The sequence below is a fragment of the Kribbella sancticallisti genome (genome assembly GCF_039530625.1).
GTDB classification, from domain to species: Bacteria; Actinomycetota; Actinomycetes; order Propionibacteriales; family Kribbellaceae; genus Kribbella; species Kribbella sancticallisti.
Window position 1 is genome coordinate 461,641 of sequence record NZ_BAAAOS010000018.1, and the last position, 20,796, is coordinate 482,436.

Here is a 20,796-nt window from a genome sequence, read left to right on the forward strand (position 1 = left end):
TGGAGGTCATGATGACGTTCCGTCCACGCACCGCAGGACTGGCCGTTGCCGCGGCTTGCTCGCTCGCCCTGACCGCCTGCAGCGCGGGCAGTCTCGGCTCCAGCGACGAGGCCGCCGGCTCCAGTTCGGTCACCATCACCTACCTGGCCGGCAACCAGGAACAGGACGTCAAGGAAGCCCAGCAGCTGATCAAGGACTTCAGCGCCAAGAACTCCTCCATCACGGTCAAGCTCGAGACCCGGCCGGCCGGCAGCGAGGGCGACAACATCGTCAAGACCCGGCTGTCCACCGGCGACATGACCGATGTCTTCGCCTACAACACCGGCTCGCTGTTCCAGGCGATCGCGCCGCAGAAGAACCTCGTCTCGATCAGCGACCAGCCCTACATCGGCGACCTGGACGACAACTTCAAGAAGACGGTGACGGCCGGCGACCAGGTCTACGGGGTGCCGTCCGGCGGCTTCATGGGTGGCGCGGTCCTCTACAACATCCCCGTCTACACCAAGCTCGGGCTGAAGGTGCCGACCACGTGGGCCGAGTTCATGGCCAACAACGCCAAGATCAAGGCGTCCGGGGTGGCGCCGGTGATCCAGACCTACGGCGAGACCTGGACCTCGCAGCTGTTCGTCCTCGGCGACTTCCACAACGTCGCGGCCGCCGAGCCGGACTTCGCCGACAAGTACACCAAGAACCAGGCCAAGTACGCGACGTCGCCCGCCGCCATCAGGGGCTTCGAGCACACCCAGGAGGTGCACGACGCCGGCTACGAGAACAAGGACTTCGCCTCGGCCAAGCTTCCCGACGGTCTCCGGATGCTTGCCCAGGGCAAGGGTGCGCACTACCCGATCCTGTCCGGGGTGGTCAACGACATGGTCGACACCTATCCCAACGCCGCCCAGGACGTCGGACTGTTCGCGTTGCCTGGTGACGACGCGAGCAAGAACGGCCTGACGGTGTGGACTCCCGGTGGCGTCTACATCCCGACCAGCACGACCGGCGACAAACTGGAGGCGGCCAAGAAGTTCCTCGCCTTCATCGCCAGCCCCGACGGCTGCAAGTCCCTGGCCACCGCGGGCGTCCCCACCGGCCCGTACGCCGTCAAGGGCTGCGACCTGCCGGCCGACGTACCGAAGTCGATCAAGGACATGCAGCCCTACCTCGACAAGGAGGGCGGGTCCAGCCTGGCGCTGGAGTTCGTCTCGCCGGTCAAGGGCCCGTCGCTGGAGCAGATCACCGTCGAGGTGGGCTCCGGCATCCGCAAGGCCAAGGACGGCGCCGCGCGGTACGACGACGACGTCAAGAAGCAGGCCCAGCAACTCGGGCTGGCTGGTTGGTGAGGTCGTGGCCATCACGTCTGTCCGCCCTCGCTCGCGCGCTGACGCGCCCCCGGCCGCATCCGCGGCCGGGGGGAAGATCTACACGCCGTACTCGAACTGGTTCTACCTGCCGTCGGCCGTCATCTACGGCGTGCTCTTCCTCGTCCCGACCTTCGCCTCGCTCTACTTCAGCCTGACCCGGTGGAGCCTGTTCGAGTCGAAGTTCATCGGGCTGGAGAACTTCCAGCTGTTCTTCTCCGAACCACAGTTGATCAAGGGCTTCACCAACACGCTGATCTTCGCCGTGATCACCTCGGGGTCGAAGGTCGTCCTCGGGCTGCTGCTCGCGGTCCTGCTGACCTCACGGGTGATCGGCCGCGGCTACCTGCGGTCGGTGGTCTTCTTCCCGGTCCTGGTCAGCACCATCGGTGTCGGTCTCACCTTCACCGTGCTGATGAACCCCGAGCGCGGGCTGATCAACGGTGCTTTGAGCGTGATCGGCATCGACGGACCGGGCTGGCTGACCGACCCGAAGTACGCGCTGCTGTCGGTCGCGCTGGTGGACGTCTGGAAGGGCGTCGGGCTGGCGACGCTGATCTACATCGCCGGGATCGTGTCGATCCCACGCGAGTACATGGAAGCCGCCCGGGTCGACGGGGCGGGGGCGTGGGAGACGTTCCGCCGGATCGTGCTGCCACTGTCCCGGCCGGCCACCGTCACCGTGATCATCTTGTCGCTGATCGGCGGGCTGCGGTCGTTCGACCTGATCTGGGCGATGACCCGCGGCGGGCCGGGCTTCACCTCGGACGTGATCGCCTCGGTCATCTACAAGCAGTACCAGGCCGGCTTCTACGGCCTGTCGACCGCGGGCAACGTGGTGCTGTTCGTCGTGGTCACCGCCGTCGTGCTGCCCCTGTCGTGGTTCCTCAACCGCAAAGAGGTGGACCTATGAGCACGGAGCTTGCGGCCGGGCCTCCGGCGCCGGCGTGGTCACGGGGCGTCAACTCCCGGTCTTCCCTCGTCGCTCCGCTCCTCAGTCCAGACCGGGAGGCCCTGTGACCGCCGAACTCGTCAATCACAGGCCGGGCCGCAACTATCTCCTCAGCGCGGTCGCGATCCTGGCCTCGATCGTGGTGTTCGTCATCCCGTTCGCGTTCATCGTGCTGACCGCGGTGAAGGACCGGCAGCAGGCCTCGTTGCTGGACTTCTCCTGGCCGCACCAGTTCCAGTTCGTCCAGAACTTCGTCCAGGTGATCGAGGCCCGCGACTACATGCTGGTGATCGCGTTCATCAACAGCACGGTGCTGACGGTGGCCAGCGTCACCGGCATGGTGGTGCTGGCGGCGATGGCCGGGTTCGTGCTGCAGCGGCGCAAGAGCCGGTGGAACCCGTTCATCAACTTCCTGGTGCTGTCGGGCCTGATCATCCCGCCGGCCGTCGTCCCGACGATCTGGGTGCTGCAGGGGCTTCAGCTGTTCCGCACCATGACCGGGCTGATCCTGATCGAGATCGCGTTCGGGCTGTCGTTCTGCGTCCTGCTGTTCCGGGCGTTCGTCGCGACCATCCCGCGCGAGCTCGACGAGGCGGCGATCATCGACGGCGCGGGGCCGTTGCGGCTGTTCTTCCGGGTCATCTTCCCGCTGCTGCGATCGGTGATCGTGACGGTCGTCGTGGTCCAGTCGGTGAGCGTGTTCAACGACTTCGTGAACCCGCTGTACTTCCTGCCCGGCGACCAGAACGCGACCGTGCAGCTGACCCTGTTCAACTTCTCCAGCCAGTTCAACACCCAGTACAACCTGCTGTTCATGAACATCCTGCTGATCACCATCCCGCCGCTGGTGATGTTCCTGTTCTTCAACCGCCAGATCGTCGCCGGCATGACGTCGGGCGCGGTGAAGGGCTGAGGTTCCCGAGGACCACCCGGCCCCCTGGCACCCCGTGTCACTAGCATGCGGAGATGGGCTTCTATGCGGATCGGGTGGTACCGCGGATCGTCAACGTCGCGTGCGGCGTCAAGTCGGCCGAGCCGCTGCGGCGCCGGGTGTGCGCGGGCCTGACGGGTGAGGTCGTCGAGATCGGCTTCGGGTCCGGGCACAACGTTCCGTACTACCCGCCGGCGGTGACCCGCGTGACCGCCGTCGAGCCGTCCGACCTCGGCTGGCGGCTGGCCGGCGACCGGGTGGCGGCGTCCAGCATCCCGGTCGAGCGGTCAGGTCTCGACGGCCAGTCCTTGCCCTTCGACGACGACCGCTTCGACACCGCGTTGTCCACCTGGACGCTGTGCACCATCCCCGACGTCGACGCCGCCCTCCGCGAGGTCAGACGAGTCCTCAAGCCCGGCGGCACCCTGCACTTCGTCGAGCACGGCCTAGCCCCCGACGAATCCGTACGCCGCTGGCAACGCCGCTTCGACCCCCTCGAACAACGCCTCTTCGGCGGCTGCCACCTCACCCGCCCGATCGCCGCCCTCATCACGTCCGCCGGCTTCACGATCACGGAAGTCGACGAGTTCTACGAGAAAGGCTCCCCCAAGGTCGGCGGCGCCTTCACGCTCGGTAGAGCAGATAACCCTGGGCAGCCTTGAGCTTCAGAGCACGGTCGGTAGGCGGGCGGCGAGTAGTTCGTAGTCGTGTGGAGAGTTGTAGGCGTGCGCTGACAGGCGGACGAAGACGCGGGAGTCGAAGGCGGTCAACGTGATCTCGGCCTTCAGCTCCTCCGACACCTTCGTCTTGAAGGCCTCCCCCGCCTCCGGGGACGGCACGCCGTCGAAAGGAAGCTCCACCAGACGCATGGTCGCCGCCGGGCGGGCCACCTCCGCGACGCCGGTGCCGAGTGCCTTGGCGACGAGCTTGGCGCCGTCGTCGATCATTGCCGACAGCTGCGGCCGGCGGCGGGACCAGTCCAGCTCCGCGAGCACGCGCAGCGACTCGGGCGCCGCGATCCACGGGGCGTAGTCGTAGGTGCCCTGCATGTCGAACCGCTCGGGCAGGCGTTCGTCGCGCTCGGACCAGCTGACGATCAGCGGCAGCGTCGCAGTACGCCACTTCTCGGCCACCACGAGCCCGGCGGTCGCCCGGGGCGAGGCCGGCCACTTGTGGAAGTTGCCGGTCCAGAAGTCGGCGCCGTCCTCGGCCGGGGCGTCGATCAGCGCGGGCGCGTGGGCGCCGTCCACGATCAGCGGTACGTCGTGGGCTCCGCACAGCTCGGCGAGCTGCCGGATCGGGAACACCATCGCCGTCGCCGAGCTGATCTGGTCGACGATCAGCGCGGCGGTCCGGTCGTCCACCGCGGTGGCGATGGCCGCCACCACCGTCGCGTCGTCGGCCTCCAGCGGGACGTCGACGATGACCACCTCGGCCTGGTTGATCCGGGCGAAGCGCTCAGCGGCGTACAGGACGGCGCCGTACGCGTGGTTGGTCAGCACGATCCGGCTGCCGGCCGGGATCGCCCCTGCCGTGTCCAGGGTGACCAGGGCTGCGGTGACGCCGGCGCTGGCGTTGGGGACCAGCGCGAAGCCGGCCGGGTCGGTCTGGAGGTAGGCGGCGAGCTCCAGGCGGCTGGCGGCCAGGCGCCCGGCCACCGAGCGGAACCAGCGCATCGGATTGGCCTCGGTCTCGGCCCGCAACTCCGCGAGGAGCTCCTGGGGCCGGCGCGGGACAGCGCCGTACGAGCCGTGGTTGAGGTGAAGGACGCCGGGGTCGAGGGTCCACAGGTCGGGGCGGGGGCTGAGTACCGTCACTGGTCAAACGGTACATACTTCTGGGCGTGTATCCCTACCTCGACCACGAGGGGCCGATCGCGATGGCCCACCGCGGCGGCGCGCTGCACCCGGACAACCTCGGCTACGAGAACTCGATGCACGCCTTCGAACAGGCCGTCGGGCTCGGCTACGAGTACCTCGAGACCGACCTGCACGCGACCAGCGACGGCGTCGTGGTCGCCTTCCACGACCACCGGCTGGACCGGGTGACCGACCGGTCCGGGGTGATCGCGCAGCTGCCGTGGTCCGAGGTCCGGAAGGCGCGGATCAACGGGCACGAGCCGATCCCGCTGCTGTCGGAGGTGCTGGAGCACCTCCCGCAGGTCCGGCTCAACCTCGACATCAAGGCGGACAACGGCGTACTGCCGACCGCGAAGGTACTGCGTGAGCTCAGCGCGATCGACCGGGTCTGCGTGTCGTCGTTCTCCCAGGCCCGGGTCCAGCTGATCCGGCGGGAGCTCGGCGAACGCCTGGCCACCGGGTTCGGGCAGCAGGAGATCGCCCGGCTCCGGTTCGCGCCGTTCCGGCTGAACTCCCCGGGCGCCTGCCTGCAGATCCCGGAGTACTACGGCCGCCTGCGCGTGCTCACTCCCGGGTTGCTCCGGCGAGCCCACGCCCTGGGCAAGCACGTGCACGTCTGGACGGTCGACGACCCGGCCTCCATGCACCGACTCCTCGATGCCGGGGTGGACGGGCTGATCACGGACCGGACGGACCTGCTTCGCGAGGTACTGATCGAGCGGGGCGAGTGGGCTAGATCCTGAAGGACAGCCAGCTGTCCGGCGGGATCTTCGGCTTGCCCGGCACCGGCCGGGACTCGTCCTTGTAGTTCGGGCCGACCAGATCGGCGACCACCCGGCGCCAGAACTTCGCGGCGCCCGGGTTCTCCTCCTGGAACGCGATCTCCCAATCCCCGGGGTGCCGCCGGATCACCTGGACAGCCGTCTCACGGCCGACCTGCTGCCGGCGGGCCGCCCGGACGACGAAGAACTCCCCCATCACCCGCAGGCCGCTCGACAACCCCCGGACGAACGCGAAGCCCGCCGGCCTGCCGTCGTGGTGGACCAGGTAGGCGCACTTGTCCGCCTCGGTCAGGAACAGCGGGAGCCGTCCCGCCGGGTAGAAGCCTTCTGCGTTCGGGTACGAGCCGCGGAACTCGGACATGTCGTGCTGGTACAGCTGCCAGAGCCGCTCGACCACCGGATGGTGTTCAGAAGTTGTCAGCCGAAGTGTTATCGAAGAAGGCACCGAGTCATCCTCACACCTGCCAAACTCCTGCGCATGGGATTACTCTCGGCCCCGGCAGCCGTCGACAAGCGTGAGTACTGGGGCTTCTGTCTGTACGACTGGGCGAACTCCGGCTACGTGACCACCGTCGCCACCGTGCTGTTCGCGCCGTACCTCACCTCGGTCGCCGAGACCGCCGCCTGCGGCCGGGTCGGGACGGTCAAAGACCCCTGCCACACCAACCTCCAGGTGCTCGGCCTCGGCATCTCCCCCGGCTCGCTCGCCTTCTACGTCGTCACCGTGGCGACGCTGGCGTCGGCGCTGTTCCTGCCGATCGTCGGCGCGATCGCGGACCGGTCGCCGCGTAAGAAGGTGCTGATGTGCGCCTTCGCCTGGTCCGGCGCGCTGGCCGCCTGCTGCATGGTGTTCGTCAGCGGCGGCCGGTGGGAGCTCGGCGCGCTGCTGCTGTTCCTCGGCAACCTGTGCCTCGGCTCGTCGATGGTCGTCTACGACTCGATCCTGGTCGACATCGCCGGACCCGACGACCGCGACGACGTGTCCTCCCGCGGCTGGGCCTTCGGCTACCTCGGGGGCTTCGTCCTGCTCGCGATCAACCTCGGCGTCGTCACGGCGCACGACGCGCTCGGCCTGAGCCAGGGCACCGCGGTACGGCTGAGTCTGCTGAGCGCGGGGCTGTGGTGGGGGTTGTTCACGTTCGTGCCGTTCGTCCGGCTGAAGAACCGGCCGCCGGCGAGCGTCGTACCGGTGCGCGGCGGCGGCCTGGTCCGGCAGAGCTTCGGACAACTGTTCGCGACGCTGAGGCACCTCAAGACCTACCCGATGACGCTGTTGTTCCTGGTCGCCTACCTGTTCTTCAACGACGGCATCCAGACCGTCATCTCGGTCTCCTCGACCTACGGCGAGAAGCAACTCGGGTTCGAGACCCAGGTGCTGATCATGACGATCCTGCTGGTCCAGTTCATCGCGTTCTTCGGCGCGCTCGCGTTCGGCCGGTTCGCCCGCCGGTACGGCACCAAGCGCACGATCATGAGCGGTCTGGTGATCTGGATGGTGATCGTGGTGGCCGGCTTCCTGCTGCCGGCCCGCCAGATCGTCCCGTTCCTGGCGATGGGCGCCGCGATCGGCATCGTCCTCGGCGGCACCCAGGCGCTGTCGCGCTCCGCCTTCAGCCAGCTGATCCCGAAGGGGCGCGAGGCGGAGTACTTCAGCCTCTACCAGGCCGGCGAACGCGGCACCTCCTGGCTCGGCACCCTCGTCTTCGGCCTGGTCCACCAGCTGACCGGCTCCTACCGCCCCGCCATCGTTGCCCTCGGCCTCTTCTTCCTCGTCGGCCTGATCCTGCTCTCCCGCGTCGACATGCGCCGCGGCATCGCCGAAGCGGGCAACGCCCAGCCGACGCTGATCTAGTGCGCCGTGGTGGCTGACCGTTGTTGGCGCGGCCTATCTGCTCTGGCTCGGAGTAGGAACGGTTGCCAAGCCGGGACGGGCCGGGGTTGAGCGGTCTGCTCGGCGGGTTCTGCTCAAAGGAGTTGGGATCAGCGGGCTGAACCCGAAAGGGCTGCTGCTGTTCCTGGCGTTGTTGCCGCAGTTCGTCGGCGGGAGTTGGCCGGTGGCCGTCCAGATCGGTGCGCTCGGGTTGTCGCACGTGGTCGTGTGCGGTGTCGTGTACTCCGGCGTCGCGACGGCCGCTCGCGTCGTACTGCGAACGCGGCCGGCCGTCGCGCGGGCGGTGACCCGCGGATCAGGTGTCGCGATGATCCTGATCGCGGCGGGTCTCCTGGTCGAGCGGTTGCACTGACTGCCGGCTCAGGGGGCGCTCGGGCCGACGTCGGCTGCGGTGAGAGGGCGGCGGGTCGGCACGGAAGTGGAGAGTTCGTCTGCGCCGACGTCGTACGGGGCGGTGCGGGGGTGGCCGTCGAGGTCGTCTGTGACGCGGCTGGAGTGGTCGAGGGAGGCGGCGTTTGCTGCCGCGCTGCCGGAGCCCAGGCGGTAGACGCCGTCGGTGCCGGCGGTCAGCTTGGGGTCGGCTCGGGTGAAGCCTGAGGACGGGATGTTGCCGGTGCTCGCCTGTCCCCAGACGATGTTGCCGGACCAGGTGAGGCCCTGGGTGTACGGCATCTGGACCAACTGACCGCTCTCCCCGACCAGCAGGTTGTCGGAGATGCGGCAGGCCAGCGGAGGGAGCGTGCGCTGGCTCTCACCGACCAGGGCCTGGCTGTTGTTCCGCAGAGTGTTCAGCACGATCGTCACCCGGTCGGGAGCGTCGTTCCCGCGGCGTGAGTCGGAGGACTCGCCGTCGAAGTGGTCGCGGACCGACCCGCTGCCGAGCACGATCCCGGCACCGCTGATCCCGCCGACGTAGTTGTTCACGATCAGGTGGTCGTTGCCGTAGATCCTGATCCCGTTGCCGCCGGCCAGCAGATAGTTGCCTTCAACCCGGTTGTCGTTGCCGTGCCGCAGCACGATGCCGCCCGCGGACGAGCGGAGCGTGTTGTACCGGATCGTGTTGCCGGAGGCCTTCACCGAGATCGCCTCCGGGTCGCCGTCGACCCGCTCGAACAGGTTGTACTCGACGGTCGCGTCGGCGTCGCTGAGCGCGCGGCTGCTGACGCCGAGGCGGAGTGGCTCACCGCCGTTCGACCCGGAATAGCTGTGGTCGCGGAAGTGGTTGCGCAGGACATGCGTCCGCTGCGCCATCGCGTCGCCGGACGGCCCGTCGATCACCAGGTAGCAGCCGAGCGTCGACTTGTCGTGGAAGGCGTTACGGTCCACCTTCGCGTCGTCACCGCGGACCACCACCCAGTGCCCGGTCGCCGGCGCGAGCGCGAAATCGTTGCGGGTCAACCGGATCCGGGGGCAGTCGGCCGGGATCTCCAAGGTCGAGCTCTGCTTGAACACGAACCCGCTGATCACCACGTCCGACGAACCTGCCAGCACGAAACTGTGCGGACCGGTGAGCGTCACCCCGCCACGGCTCTCGGCGACGATCGTGATCGGCGCCGAACTGCTGCCGTGCCTGCCGGTGATCCGGATCGGCGAGCCCGACGGTACGGCGTACGAACCGTTGGCCAGCACGATCCTGCTGCCGGCCGTGGCACTGTTGATCGCCTGCTGGAGTGCTGACAGCGAGGTGACCGTGGCCGTCCTACCCGTCAGCCGGGCCACGGCGGCCCGCTGGCTGGTCCACGCGAGGGCGACGGCGGCGGCACCGACCGTGCCGCCGGTCAAGAAGGTACGACGATCCATGGCGAGACTCCTAGCTGTGGGGGCGGTACATCCTTCGGTACTCGCTGGGTGTCACAGAACTGACCTGGCGGAAGACCTTCGAGAAGTAGGACTGGTCCATCCCGACGGCCGCGGCGATCTCCTCCATCGGCCGGGAGGTCGCCGCGAGCTCGCGCTGGGCCCATTCGATCTTGGCCCGCTTGATGTACTGCTTCGGCGACAGCCCGAACTCCGTCCGGAAGTGCCGCATGAACCCGGCCAGGTCGTAGCCGAACTCGGCAGCCAACTCCTCCACGCTGAGCAGCGTGGCGAGGTTCTGCTGGATGTACTGGACGATCCCCGACTCGGTCGTCTGCTGGGGAGAGAGCCGGACCGAGCCGGGCGGTGCGCTGTCCAGGTAGTGCGCGAACAGTGCGGTCAGGGCCGAGCGCAACCTCAGCGGCGTCGCAAGACCGGGCGGATCGCGGTCAGCCGCGCCGACCTGCTCGAACAGCGCCGCCGCTTCCTCGGGCGCCTTGCTGCGGACGATGTACGGCAGCGTCAGCACCTCGCCGATGTCCCGTTCGCCGATCAGCGCGGAGAAGTGCAGCCAGTGCTTGCGGAACGTGTTGTCACTGATCGCCTCGTACGAGACCGGAACCTCGGCCGGCAGGTAGCAAAGATCACCGGACTCCGGGTACAGCTCCTGATCCCGTACTACGAGCCGGCCCTCGCCCTCGAGGATCAGATACAGCCGGGAGAACGGGTCCGGCTGCAGCGGACGGGCCCACTCGCGGTGGACCTTGGTGATCCGGGCGGCGACGACGAGGTCCAGGCGAAGCCGATCGAGATGGGTCCGGATGATCTCCTCGTCCCGCCGGGTCGTATCGCCATCCGGCGCGGTCGTCTGCCCGGTCGTCGTCTGCCCGGCTGTCGTCAGCCCGGTCTTCCGGGTGGTCTTTCGCGCGGCCTTCTGGGCTGTCTTCTGGGCCGTCTTCGGGGCCGTCGCGTTCTGAGGTGTCACGAGGCGTGCGGCCCGACCTCGGTCGCCGTCAAAGGGCGAAGTCTGGGGCGGCGGGTCGAGTACTCGTCCGCGCCGACATCCGCTCGGCGCGCGCGGGGCTGCCCGTCCAGATCGAGCCCGACGCCCGGGTACGAGCGGGTGGCCGCGTTGATGGCCGGACTGCCCGCGGTCAGGCGCCTGATCCCGTCCGGCCCGGCGGCCAGCCTCGGATCGACGCGGGTGGCGGCCGGTGCGTTGCCGTCGGCTGCCTGTCCCCAGTGGATGTTGCCCGACCAGCCGATGCCGTCCTGGAACGGCATGTTCACCAATTGCCCACTGTCTGCCATCAACAGATTGTCTGTCACCGTGCAAGCCAGCGGTGGCAGGGTCCGGTGACTCTCGCCGCTGATCGCCGTCACGCAGTCGAGGACGGTGTTCAGCGCGATCTCCACCCGGTCCGGCGCGTCGTTGCCGCGGCGGGAGGCTGCCGACTCCCCCACGAAGTGGTCGCGGACGTTGCCGCTGCCGAGCACGATGCCGGAGCCACTGATCCGCTCGAGGTAGTTGTTCACGATCCGGTGGTCGTCGCCGTAGATCCTGATCCCGTTCGAGCCCGACAGGACATAGTTGCCCTCGACCCGGTTGACGTTGCCGTGCCGGAGCACGATCCCGCCGAAGCTGTCGCGGATCGTGTTGTGCCGGATGGTGTTGCCCGACGACTTCACCGAGATCGCCTCGGGGTCGCCGTCAGCCCGCTCGAACAGGTTGAACTCGACCACGGCGCCGGCGGTCGTCAGCGCCCGCGGGCTGACCCCGAGCCGGATCGGCTCGCCGCCGTTGTCGCCGGGGAAGGTGTGGTCGCGGAAATGGTTCCGGGTGATGTGTACGCCTTGGGCCATCCCGTCGCTTCCGGCGCCTTCGATGCCGAGATAGATGCCCAGCGTGGACTTGCCGTGGAAGTCGTTGCGGTCGACCGTCGAGTGATCGGCCCGCACCATCAACCAGTGCAGCCCCTCGATGTCGGCGAGCTGGAAGTCGTTGCGGGTCAGCCGGATCCGCCGGCAGTCCGGCGGGATCTCGAGGGTGGTCCGCTGGCGGAAGGCGAAGCCGCTCAGGGTGAGGTCCGACGAGCCGGTCAGGACGAAGCTCTGCTCGCCGGTCAGCACCACTCCCCCGATCGTCTCCGCCCGGATGGTGATCGGGCGGTCCGGCGTACCCCGGAGGCCGGTGATCGCGATCGGCGCCCCCGCCGGTACGTCGTAGTTGCCGTCGGCAAGCGCGATGACGCTGCCGGGGGTTGCCCGTCCGATCGCCTCCCGCAACTCGCCCAACGACCGAACGAAAGTACAGCCGGAAGGCGCGCGGGATCCGGCGGGTGCTGTTCCCGCCGCCGGCCACTGCGCGGCGCCGGCCGCGGCCGGTCCGGCGACGCCCGCTGTTGCGGCGACGCCGCCTGCGGCGGCTGCGGCGAGGAAAGTACGACGATCCATGGTGTGTCCTCCGGATCAGGCGGATGGGTGCTCGATGACGGGTGTCGTCGGGATCAGGCGGATGGGGCGAGGAACAGTTCGATGACGGGTACCGCGGTTTCGGGGCGGCGGACCGGGAGCGCGAGGGTGAGAGTTCCAGCGGGCTGAGCACCGGGCTGGGTGTTCTCGGCGACCCGGTTCGGGTCGGCCTCCTCCAGCCGGATCTCGGAGGCGTCCGAGAGCAGTTGCGCGTAGCGGACCTTCCCTGCCAGTTCGGGCAGGTGCACATGCTTGAACGGCCAGCTGAACAAGTGCAGATAAAGCCGATCGCCGTTCTGCGTGTAGCGACAGTCCGCCGGCGCCACATACTCCGACGCGCCACACCCGCGGATCGACCGCTCATGCAGCCGCATCCACTCACCGATCGCCGCTAACCGCGTCTCGGCCTCGGGATCGATCTGCCCTCGCCCGGTCGGTCCGACGTTGAGGAGCAGGTTGCCGTCCTTGGACACTCCGTCCACCAGCATCCGCACCAGCAGTTCCGGACTTTTGTAGTCGAAGTTGTCCCGGTCATACCCCCAACTCCCGTTGAGCGTCTGGCACGCCTCCCACGCCGTACCCATCGGACCGGACGGCTGGTACTGCTCCGGGGTGACGAAGTCGCCCGGGATCCCGGCCCGGTCGTTGACCAGGATGTCCGGCTGCAGCTCGCGAACCATCGCCAGCAGTTCCTCCGCACCCCAGTCCTCCGCCCCCTTCCCACCCCATGTGTGCGAAGTACCGGGATAGGAGAAATCGAAGAACAGATAGTCGATGGTCCCGTACCGCGTGAGCAACTCCCTCACCTGCCCATGCAAATACTCCCGGTACTGCGAGATGTCGCGCGGCGCCGCTTTCGCCTCCTCGTCGTCGCGCTGCGGATGGATTCCGTCGATCGGGAACGACGGGTGATGCCAGTCGATCAGCGAGTGGTAGAAGCCGACCTTCAACCCTTCGTCCCGGCACGCCTCGACGAACGGCGCCAGCAGGTCCCGGCCATGCGGCGTGTTCGCCACCGTGTAGTCGGTCAACGCGCTGTCCCACAGGCAGAAGCCGTCGTGGTGCTTCGTGGTCAGGACGACGTACCGCATCCCCGCGGCGCGCGCCGAACGCGCCCACTCGCGCGGGTAGAACAGGTCCGGGTCGAACCGGTCGACGTACCGCTGGTACTCCGCGTCCGTCATCCGCTCGCGGCTCTTCACCCACTCGTGCCGGGCGGCCAGCGAGTACACGCCCCAATGGACGAACATCCCGAACCGGTCGCGCCGGAACCACTCTGTCGCAGTCATCAGCTCAGCCCTTCAGCGCACCCGAGGTCAGTCCCCGGGCGAACGAACGTTGGAAGAACAGGAACACCAGCACCGACGGCAGCAACGCCAGCAGTGACGCCGCCAGTACTACACCGGGCGTCACCACCGGGTCGATCCGCAGCGTCCGCAACGCGAGCGGCAGCGTGAACGCCGACGAGTTGGTGGCCACCAGCAACGGCAGCAGGTACTGGTCCCAGATCATCGTGAAGCCGAACACCCCGATCACGCCCAGCGCCGGCTTGCACAGCGGCAGGATGATCTGGGCGAAGATCCGCAACTCGCCGGCGCCGTCGATCCGGGCCGCCTCCTCGAGTTCGCGCGGCACGTCCTTCATGAACTCGGTCATCACCAGGATCGAGAACGCCCAGGCGCCGAGCGGCACGATCATCCCGGCCAGCGTGCCCATCAGGTTGACGTGCAGCAGCGGCAGATCGGCCAGCACCAAGGTCAGCGGCAGCGCCAGGACCTCCTCGGGCAGCATCATCGTGGCCAGGATGGCGACCATCACCAGCGTCATCAGCGGGAACACCTTGCGCGCCAGTGCGTACCCCGCGAGCACCGACACGGCGACCTGCAGCAGCAGGCCGAACCCGACCACGAAGAACGAGTTCAGCAGGTACCGCAGTACGCCGTGGTCGAAGGCGATCCGGAAGTTGTCGAGGGTCGGCCGGCTCGGTACCACGCTCAGCTGGGTCGGATCCGACACGTGGTTGAACGAGCTGACCAGGAGGGCCAGCAACGGCCCGGCGAAGACGACGAACAGGCCGGTGTAGACCACGAGCTTGCCCAGTCGGGCGCCGATCCCCTTGCTCTCGGTGAGACCGAGCGCGGTCTCGGTGGCGGCGCTCATGCGGTTCTCCTCCGTCGCAGCAACTGGACACACACGGTCAGGACGAGCGTGGCGGCGAAGAGCAGCACCGCGCCGGCCGAGCCGACGCCGAGCCGGTTCTGTTCCAGCCCCAGCTTGTAGATCAACGTCATCACGACTTCTGTGGAGCCGTTCGGCCCGCCGTTGGTCAGCAGGAACACCTCGGTGAAGCTCCGGAAACCGCGGACGGCGGCAAGGACGAAGAGGATCGCGAACACCGCCCGGAGCCCGGGCAGGGTGACGTGCAGGATCCGCTGCCGGGTCGAGGCGCCGTCCACCGTCGCGGCCTCGTACAGCCCGCGGTCGATGCCGGCCAGCCCGGCGAGGAAGATCATCATGTCGTACGGCGCGCCGCGCCAGATGCCGGTGACGACGATCGACGCGAGCGAGGTGTCGGGGTGGTTGATGAACCCCGACGGGCCGAGCCCGACCAGGCCGATCACCTGGTTCATCAGGCCGTCGCTGGTCGGGTGGTACATGATCCGCCACAGCTCGGCCACCACGGCCATCGGTACGACGACCGGGAGGAACGCCGCGGACCGGATGAAGCTCAGCTTCCGGGTCTGGCCCTCCACCAGCAGGGCCAGGCCGAACCCGAGTGCCATCGAGCCGAAGGTCGTCCCGATCGCCAGCACGATGGTGTTCCAGGTCGCGGACCGGAAGCCCTGCGAGCTCAGGATCTCGGTGTAGTTGGCCGTGCCCACCCAGGTGTTGCCGAGGTACGGCTGGACGTCCTGTACCGACATCACCATGGCCTGCGCCATCGGGATGAACTTGAAGTACAGGAAGAGGATCAGCGCGGGCGCCAGGAAGAGCCACGGCACCCACCACTGACCGCTCCGGGCCGCGCGCTTGCGCCCGCCGCCGCTGTGCACGGCCTGCCCGGCACTCCGCCGGCGCGGTTCGCCGTCGCTCACCGCCTCTTCCGACGCCGTCAGCGGCGCCTCCCGGATGCTCACGACGCGCCGATACCTTGCTGGCTGAGGGCTTCGGCGAGCTTGTGGTCGAGCTTCTTCAGTTCGGGCTCGACCTGCAGGCCGCAGTCGGCGATCAGGGCATTCACCGTGTCGGCCGTGCTCTGCCGGACCGCTGTCCAGTTCGGGATCGACGGCGCGTACCGGCCGTGCTCACGATAGGCGTCGGCGTACACCGTCCAGCGCGGGTCCTTGCGCACCGAGGCGATGTCGACGGTCTTGTTCACCGGCAACTGCACGATGAAGGCCTTCTCGCCCTCCATGCCGATCTTCTGACCGTCGGCGGAGATCGCGAACCCGGCGAACGCGTTCTGCCCGGCCTGGTTCTCCGACCCGGCCATCAGGTAGACGCTGCCGCCCTCGGCGAGCACCGTCGCGTCCTTCGGTCCGGTCGGCACGGGCACCACCTCGTACTTGTCCTTGCCCAGCGCGCCGTCGAAGCGCGGCAGCAGGTACGGACCGACGACGTACATGCCGGTCCGGCCGGCCTCGAACGTCTCGTTGGCGGGCGGAGTGTCCATGGTGGCCGCGCCGGGCTGGATCACCTTGGCCGTGCAGGCGAGATCGCGGAACCACTTGGTCGCGGCGACCGACTCCGGAGTCGACATCGCGGGCTTGAAGGTCCCGTCGGACTGCTTGGCGATGAAGTCGCCGCCACCGGCCCAGAGGAAGTTCGAGAAGTACCAGGACGCGTAGCCACGCTTGGTCGAGCCGGGAACGGCCAGACCGTACGTGTCGTTCTTACCGTTGCCGTCGGGGTCCTGGGTGGTGAAGGCCTTCGCCAGGGAGATCAGTTGATCCCAGTTCGTGGGTGCGGGCAGGCCGACCTTCTGCCGCCAGTCCTTGCGGATCAGCAGCGCGGTGGCCTGCGCGGAGTACGGGAGGCCGTAGGTCTTGCCGTCGCGAGCCTGGCCGGCGGCCAGCGCGGGCTCGAGCAGTTGGTCGCTGCCCTTCACCGCGGCCAGGTCGACCTCGCGCACGATGCCCTGGGTGACCATCGTGCCGAGCTGGGACGAGTCGTTCATCACGATGTCCGGCAGGTCCTTCTGCGCGGCGCGCTGGGACAACTTCGTCTCGAAGTCGTCGAAGATCGCCGTCACCTCGACCTTCTGGCCGGTGGCCGCCTGGAACGCGGCGGCGAGCTTCTTCATCCCCTTCTCGCCGTCGCCACCGGGCGTGGTGCGGGCCCACAACTCCAGCGGCGCCGACGGGTCCTGGGCGACCTCGCCGGCACCGCCGCCGGTACCGCAGGCCGCCATCGTCAGGGCCACGGCCGCACCGGCGGCGATCATCCTCAGGGACCCGGATCTGGACACGCTCATGCCATCTTCTCCTGTCGACGAAGAGGCGAATTTGTACTTTTTGCGCCTCATTTCGTCGGAAGATAGCGCTTTCCAAGCGTCAGAGTCAATGACTCATCGGATGTCTACCGCCGAAGTTCGCTCGCCGCCGCGATCTGGTTCTGCTCCGCGATCCGTACGTCGCGTTCGGCCGCTGCCGGGTCGATCGTCGCGATCGCCGCGCCCTTGGCGACCACCTGGCCGACCTTCACCAGGATCGTGGTCACCGTTCCCGGCGTCGCGAACTGCGGCGAGGCCGTCTGGCCGCTCTGCAACGTGCCGCTCGACGTGACGCTCGCGGTCACGTCGCCACGAGCCACCGCGACGCTCGGGCGGGTCGTACCGGCAGCTTCCGAGTCACTGCGGAAGAACAGCAGATAGGCGGTCACCGCGATGGCCAGAACGACGGCCACCAGGCTCACGTTGAGCAGGCTGAGGCCGCGGAGTTTGGAGCGTGGGAGGACCCTTGGGTTGATCACGGATGTGGACGCTAGAGGCGGTTGCTGAGGAATGGATGCCGGGTTCCTGGCAACTGGCTGTGAAGATGACGCGCCGAAGGCGTTGTGGTTTGCGACACACAGTGATTTGTGAATGGGTGATGACAGGGCGTGATGACGGTGCTGTCAGGTGCGTACCTGGGGCTCGGGCATGCCAAAATGGGAATGATCCGGGTCGGCCGACCGTTGGCACGGATGACGAATCTCGGAGGTTTGACATGTCTAATCGCGTTCTGCGTGGTTCGGGGCTGGGTGGGGTCAGCTTCGAGGATGACCGCGGCGTCGAGTTCGCGCCGCGCCAGATGATCACTTACGACTGCCCCCGCGGCCACGTGGTCGAGGTCACGATGGCGCACGACGCCGAAGTGCCCGCGATCTGGGAGTGCCCTCACTGCGGCAGCGAGGCCGCTCGGTCCACCGGTGAGAAGCCGGAGCCGAAGCAGGAGAAGCCGGCCCGCACGCACTGGGACATGCTGCGCGAGCGTCGCAGCATCTCGGAGCTCGAGGAGTTGCTGGCCGAGCGCGTCCAGCTGCTCCGGTCGGGCGAGATCGGCCCGGCACACCTGCACCGCACCCGCTCCACCGGCAAGCGCAGCGCCTGATCCACGACGAACGGGCCGTCACCGCACCCGCGGCGACGGCCCGTTCGCTGTGTCAGAAACCCTCAGACCACAGGCGGCCGGTCAGGAAGACTTCGGATTGTCTTGCGGCTGGTCGGGGTCGATGACCTCGCCTTGGATGACGTCGTCGGAGGCCGATTGGCGTTCGCGGTGGGCTCGGTCGGCGTCTTCGGCGGTGGGTGGGCGGTAGGTGCCGGGCATGAAGCCGGTGATCGGGTTGCCGCCGAGCTGGCCGGCGATGCGGCGGCTCAGGAACCCGGCCAGCACCTTGCGTGCCAGCGGCCGGGTGAACGGCAGCACGAAGAAGAACCCGAAGATGTCCGTGATGAACCCGGCCGTCAGCAGCAGCGTGCCGCCGACCAGTACGAGCGCCGCGTCGGCGAGCTCCTTGCCGGGCATCCGCGCCGTCTCGGTCGCGGTCCGCAGTGCGTTCCACGCCCGCCGGCCCTCGCGCTTGATCAGCCAGGCGCCGAGCGCGCTCTCCAGGATCAGCAGGCCGACCGTCGGCCAGCCGCCGATCACCTGTCCGATCTGGATGATCACGTAGATCTCGATGACCGGGACCACCAGCAACGCGACCGCCACGAACCAGGGCATGATCAGACCTTCTTACCCGTGACGAGACCACGCAGCTGCTGAGCCCGGTACGCCAGACCCCAGCGACCCACCCGCGCCATCGCCTCGATCACGATCGACTGCGACATCTTCGACTGCCCCCGCTCCCGCTCCACGAACGTGATCGGTACTTCGACCACCCGGAAGCCGGCCTTGATCGCGCGCCAAGCCAGGTCCACCTGGAAGCAGTACCCGGCGGAGGCGACCTGGTCCAGCCCGAGGCCCTCCAGCGTCTCCCGCCGGAACGCCCGGTATCCCCCGGTCGCGTCCTGCAGCGGGACACCCAGCGCGAGCCGGGTGTAGATGTTGCCGCCGCGGCTGAGGATCTCCCGCGACTTCGGCCAGTTCTGCACCTCGCCGCCCTTCACGTACCGCGAGCCCAGCACCAGATCCGCCGTACGCAGTGCCTCCAGCAGCCGGTGGAGCTGCTCGGGCTGGTGCGAGCCGTCCGCGTCGTGCTCGACCAGTACGCCGTAGCCGCGGTCCAGGCCCCAGTGGAAGCCCGCGATGTAGGCGGCGCCGAGTCCTTCCTTGCCGAGCCGGTGCAGGACGTGCACCTGGTCGTCGTTCGCGGCCAGCTTGTCGGCCAGCTCACCGGTACCGTCCGGCGAGTTGTCGTCGGCGACCAGGACGTGCGCCTCGGGCACCGCGGCCCGGATCCGCGTCACGATCGGTTCGACGTTCTCGGCCTCGTTGTACGTCGGGACGATGACCAGGATCCGGCCCAGGTCGGCGAATACCTGCTCGGCAGACCCCTTCTCGGCGGCACCCTGCTCGGACGGTCCTTCGGGCGTAGACACGGCTGTCGGTACTCCTAGCTCCAGTGCCTAGGCCGGCACTTTTTCGCGGCTTTCCGTCGCGGCCGGCGGGGTCCCGGGCTCAGCAGCGCGTGGCTTGCGCCGAGCCAGCAGGGCGAGCACTGCTCCCATGATGCCCAGACCGGTCAAGATCCACTGCGGCCAGCCACCCAGCGTGGTGGCCAGCGTCTTGGCATCGCGGACCGGCACCGAGGCGACGTACACGTCGGGCACGAACTGGCCCGACTTGTGCTCGATCTTGCCATCCGGGTGGATCACTCCGGAGATTCCGCTGGTGGACGCGACCAGCACCGTCCGGCCGGTCTCGATCGCCCGCATCCGGGTGATCGCGAACTGCTGCTCCGGCTGCCCGGTGCCGCCGTAGGTCGCGTTGTTCGTCTGCACCACCAGGATCTGCGCGCCACCCTTCATCACGTCCGAGACGATGTCGTCGTAGGCGACCTCGAAGCAGATCACGTCGCCGTAGTTGACGCCGTTGATCGGCAGCACGCCGACGGTCTTGCCGGGCGCGGTCTGCCGGCCGACCATCTCCAGCCGCTTGATGTAGGGCAGCAGTTGCTCGCGGAACGGGATGTACTCACCGAACGGCACCGGGTGCCGCTTGGCGTAGACATCGCCCGGACCGGTCTTCGGGTCCCAGACGATGCCGGTGGTCTGGCGCTCGTTCGGGCCGGGACCCTCGAGGACGGCGCCGACCAGGATCGGCACGCCGACCGCCTTCACGGCCTGCTCAATGTCCTGCCGCGTCGCGGCGTCCTTGTACGGATCGATGTCGGTCGAGTTCTCCGGCCAGATCACGATGTCGGGCTTGAGTTGCGCGCCGGCGTCGACGGCCTTCCGCAGGTCGAGAGTGGCCGTCAGGTGGTTGCGGGTCACCGTGCGGGCGCGGCCGAGGAACTCCAGTCCCTTGCCGGGGACGTTGCCCTGGACCATCGCCGCGGTCACGGTCTTGCCGTTCCCCTCGGTCGACAGCGTGACCAGTGAACTGACGCCGACGATCGCGATCCCGGCGACCAGCGCGACTGCCCGCAGGCTGAGGGCGCTGCGGCGCCGCAGTACGGCGAAGACCAGAACGCCGAGCAGGGCGATGACGAAGGTCAGGCCCGGTATGCCGACGAGCGAGGCGAGCTTGCCCAGCGGCAGGTCGGCGAACGCCCAGGCGAGCCGGCCCCAGGGGAAGCCGCCGAACGGTACCGAGGCAGTGGCGTACTCCGTGGCGACCCACAGGCAGGGCACCCAGAGGATCCAGAGTTTGTGCTTCAGGGCCTGGCTGGCGAACATCCCGAACACGCCGTAGAAGAGGCCCTCGAGGACCGCCAGCGCGATCGCGGCGTCGCCGCCGATGATGCTGAGCCACGGGACCAGGACCGCGTAGTACGTGATACCGAAGCCGGAGCCGATCAGGAAGCCGGCCTTCATCGAGACGCCGCTCAGCGCGGCAAGCAATAGCGGCACGGCGAGGAAGGCGAGCCAGGGGTGGTCGTGCGGTTCGAAGACCAGACCGAGCAACGCGCCTGCGCCGACCGCGACGATCAACCTCGGCAGGATGCGCCACAGCGCCCTCAACCGCTCCACTCGGGTACTCCCTCGCCTCACCGTCCCGGCAGGTGCCGGTCGCACGACGGTACAACGTTCGGGACGCCCGGATGTATCCGGTCAGTAGCCGGGAAGTGCCGGTCGGGAAATAGAAGACCGGCCGGACCAGAAAACAGGAG

At 68.3% G+C, this 20,796-nt stretch carries 21 protein-coding genes; 8 read left to right on the forward strand and 13 right to left on the reverse strand.

Going from position 1 to position 20,796, the window contains the following annotated elements:
- Nucleotides 1-11 precede the first annotated feature (11 nt).
- From ABD255_RS12505 to ABD255_RS12520, 4 genes are all read left to right on the forward strand, one after another.
- Nucleotides 12-1,337, forward strand: a complete 1,326-nt coding sequence (locus ABD255_RS12505; protein ID WP_344213161.1) for an ABC transporter substrate-binding protein — start codon at nt 12-14, stop codon at nt 1,335-1,337.
- A gap of 4 nt (nt 1,338-1,341) precedes the next feature.
- A complete protein-coding gene (locus ABD255_RS12510; RefSeq protein ID WP_344213163.1) occupies nt 1,342-2,268 on the forward strand; it encodes a carbohydrate ABC transporter permease in 927 nt (308 codons plus the stop codon).
- A gap of 103 nt (nt 2,269-2,371) precedes the next feature.
- Nucleotides 2,372-3,220 (forward strand): carbohydrate ABC transporter permease, encoded by an 849-nt coding sequence (locus ABD255_RS12515; RefSeq protein WP_344213165.1) that lies wholly within the window; start codon nt 2,372-2,374, stop codon nt 3,218-3,220.
- A 53-nt stretch (nt 3,221-3,273) separates the two neighbouring features.
- Nucleotides 3,274-3,900 (forward strand): methyltransferase domain-containing protein, encoded by a 627-nt coding sequence (locus ABD255_RS12520; protein ID WP_344213167.1) that lies wholly within the window; start codon nt 3,274-3,276, stop codon nt 3,898-3,900.
- Nucleotides 3,901-3,903: 3 nt separating this feature from the next.
- Here ABD255_RS12520 and ABD255_RS12525 read toward each other — a convergent pair whose 3' ends face one another.
- Nucleotides 3,904-5,055 (reverse strand): aminotransferase class V-fold PLP-dependent enzyme, encoded by a 1,152-nt coding sequence (locus tag ABD255_RS12525; RefSeq protein ID WP_344213169.1) that lies wholly within the window; start codon nt 5,053-5,055, stop codon nt 3,904-3,906.
- Between the two features lie 26 nt (nt 5,056-5,081).
- Between ABD255_RS12525 and ABD255_RS12530 the strand changes: the two genes are divergently transcribed.
- Nucleotides 5,082-5,840, forward strand: a complete 759-nt coding sequence (locus ABD255_RS12530; RefSeq protein ID WP_344213171.1) for a glycerophosphodiester phosphodiesterase family protein — start codon at nt 5,082-5,084, stop codon at nt 5,838-5,840.
- Here ABD255_RS12530 and ABD255_RS12535 read toward each other — a convergent pair.
- The gene (locus tag ABD255_RS12535; protein ID WP_344213173.1) at nt 5,830-6,324 is read right to left on the reverse strand and encodes a GNAT family N-acetyltransferase; all 495 of its coding nucleotides are present in this window, start codon (nt 6,322-6,324) and stop codon (nt 5,830-5,832) included. The two genes, ABD255_RS12530 and ABD255_RS12535, sit on opposite strands and share 11 nt — an antisense overlap.
- Before the next feature lie 33 nt (nt 6,325-6,357).
- Here ABD255_RS12535 and ABD255_RS12540 point away from each other — a divergent pair, with 33 nt between their 5' ends.
- Nucleotides 6,358-7,731 (forward strand): MFS transporter, encoded by a 1,374-nt coding sequence (locus tag ABD255_RS12540; RefSeq protein ID WP_344213175.1) that lies wholly within the window; start codon nt 6,358-6,360, stop codon nt 7,729-7,731.
- A gap of 13 nt (nt 7,732-7,744) precedes the next feature.
- Nucleotides 7,745-8,122, forward strand: a complete 378-nt coding sequence (locus ABD255_RS12545) for a LysE family translocator (protein WP_344213861.1) — start codon at nt 7,745-7,747, stop codon at nt 8,120-8,122.
- Between the two features lie 8 nt (nt 8,123-8,130).
- On the opposite strand, the gene ABD255_RS12550 is transcribed toward ABD255_RS12545, so the two are convergent.
- The 8 genes from ABD255_RS12550 to ABD255_RS12585 form a co-directional block, all read right to left on the reverse strand.
- Entirely contained in the window at nt 8,131-9,570 is a 1,440-nt protein-coding gene (locus tag ABD255_RS12550) for a polysaccharide lyase 6 family protein (protein WP_344213177.1), read from the reverse strand.
- A gap of 10 nt (nt 9,571-9,580) precedes the next feature.
- Nucleotides 9,581-10,552 carry an AraC family transcriptional regulator gene (locus ABD255_RS12555; RefSeq protein ID WP_344213179.1) on the reverse strand — a complete coding sequence of 324 codons (972 nt, stop codon included), beginning with the start codon at nt 10,550-10,552 and terminating at the stop codon, nt 9,581-9,583.
- On the reverse strand, nt 10,549-12,021 hold the full coding sequence (locus tag ABD255_RS12560; protein ID WP_344213182.1) for a polysaccharide lyase 6 family protein: 1,473 nt from the start codon (nt 12,019-12,021) through the stop codon (nt 10,549-10,551). The genes ABD255_RS12555 and ABD255_RS12560 overlap by 4 nt, the downstream gene beginning before the upstream one ends.
- Before the next feature lie 53 nt (nt 12,022-12,074).
- A complete protein-coding gene (locus tag ABD255_RS12565; RefSeq protein ID WP_344213184.1) occupies nt 12,075-13,328 on the reverse strand; it encodes an alpha-L-fucosidase in 1,254 nt (417 codons plus the stop codon).
- A 4-nt stretch (nt 13,329-13,332) separates the two neighbouring features.
- Nucleotides 13,333-14,199, reverse strand: coding sequence for a carbohydrate ABC transporter permease (locus ABD255_RS12570; protein ID WP_344213187.1), 867 nt, complete (start codon nt 14,197-14,199; stop codon nt 13,333-13,335).
- On the reverse strand, nt 14,196-15,176 hold the full coding sequence (locus ABD255_RS12575) for a carbohydrate ABC transporter permease (protein WP_344213189.1): 981 nt from the start codon (nt 15,174-15,176) through the stop codon (nt 14,196-14,198). Before ABD255_RS12575 ends, ABD255_RS12570 begins: the two co-directional genes overlap by 4 nt.
- Nucleotides 15,173-16,513, reverse strand: a complete 1,341-nt coding sequence (locus tag ABD255_RS12580; RefSeq protein ID WP_344213191.1) for a sugar ABC transporter substrate-binding protein — start codon at nt 16,511-16,513, stop codon at nt 15,173-15,175. Before ABD255_RS12580 ends, ABD255_RS12575 begins: the two co-directional genes overlap by 4 nt.
- Nucleotides 16,514-16,617: 104 nt before the next feature.
- On the reverse strand, nt 16,618-17,010 hold the full coding sequence (locus ABD255_RS12585) for an efflux RND transporter periplasmic adaptor subunit (RefSeq protein WP_344213193.1): 393 nt from the start codon (nt 17,008-17,010) through the stop codon (nt 16,618-16,620).
- Between the two features lie 236 nt (nt 17,011-17,246).
- Here ABD255_RS12585 and ABD255_RS12590 point away from each other — a divergent pair, with 236 nt between their 5' ends.
- Nucleotides 17,247-17,630, forward strand: a complete 384-nt coding sequence (locus ABD255_RS12590) for an RNA polymerase-binding protein RbpA (RefSeq protein ID WP_344213195.1) — start codon at nt 17,247-17,249, stop codon at nt 17,628-17,630.
- 81 nt (nt 17,631-17,711) lie between these two features.
- On the opposite strand, the gene ABD255_RS12595 is transcribed toward ABD255_RS12590, so the two are convergent.
- The 3 genes from ABD255_RS12595 to lnt are packed head-to-tail and all read right to left on the reverse strand — an operon-like array spanning nt 17,712 to nt 20,656.
- Nucleotides 17,712-18,245 (reverse strand): FxsA family protein, encoded by a 534-nt coding sequence (locus ABD255_RS12595; protein ID WP_344213197.1) that lies wholly within the window; start codon nt 18,243-18,245, stop codon nt 17,712-17,714.
- A 2-nt stretch (nt 18,246-18,247) separates the two neighbouring features.
- On the reverse strand, nt 18,248-19,063 hold the full coding sequence (locus ABD255_RS12600; protein WP_425554406.1) for a polyprenol monophosphomannose synthase: 816 nt from the start codon (nt 19,061-19,063) through the stop codon (nt 18,248-18,250).
- Nucleotides 19,064-19,090: 27 nt separating this feature from the next.
- Nucleotides 19,091-20,656 (reverse strand): apolipoprotein N-acyltransferase, encoded by a 1,566-nt coding sequence (gene lnt / locus ABD255_RS12605; protein WP_344213199.1) that lies wholly within the window; start codon nt 20,654-20,656, stop codon nt 19,091-19,093.
- Nucleotides 20,657-20,796: the final 140 nt, after the last annotated feature.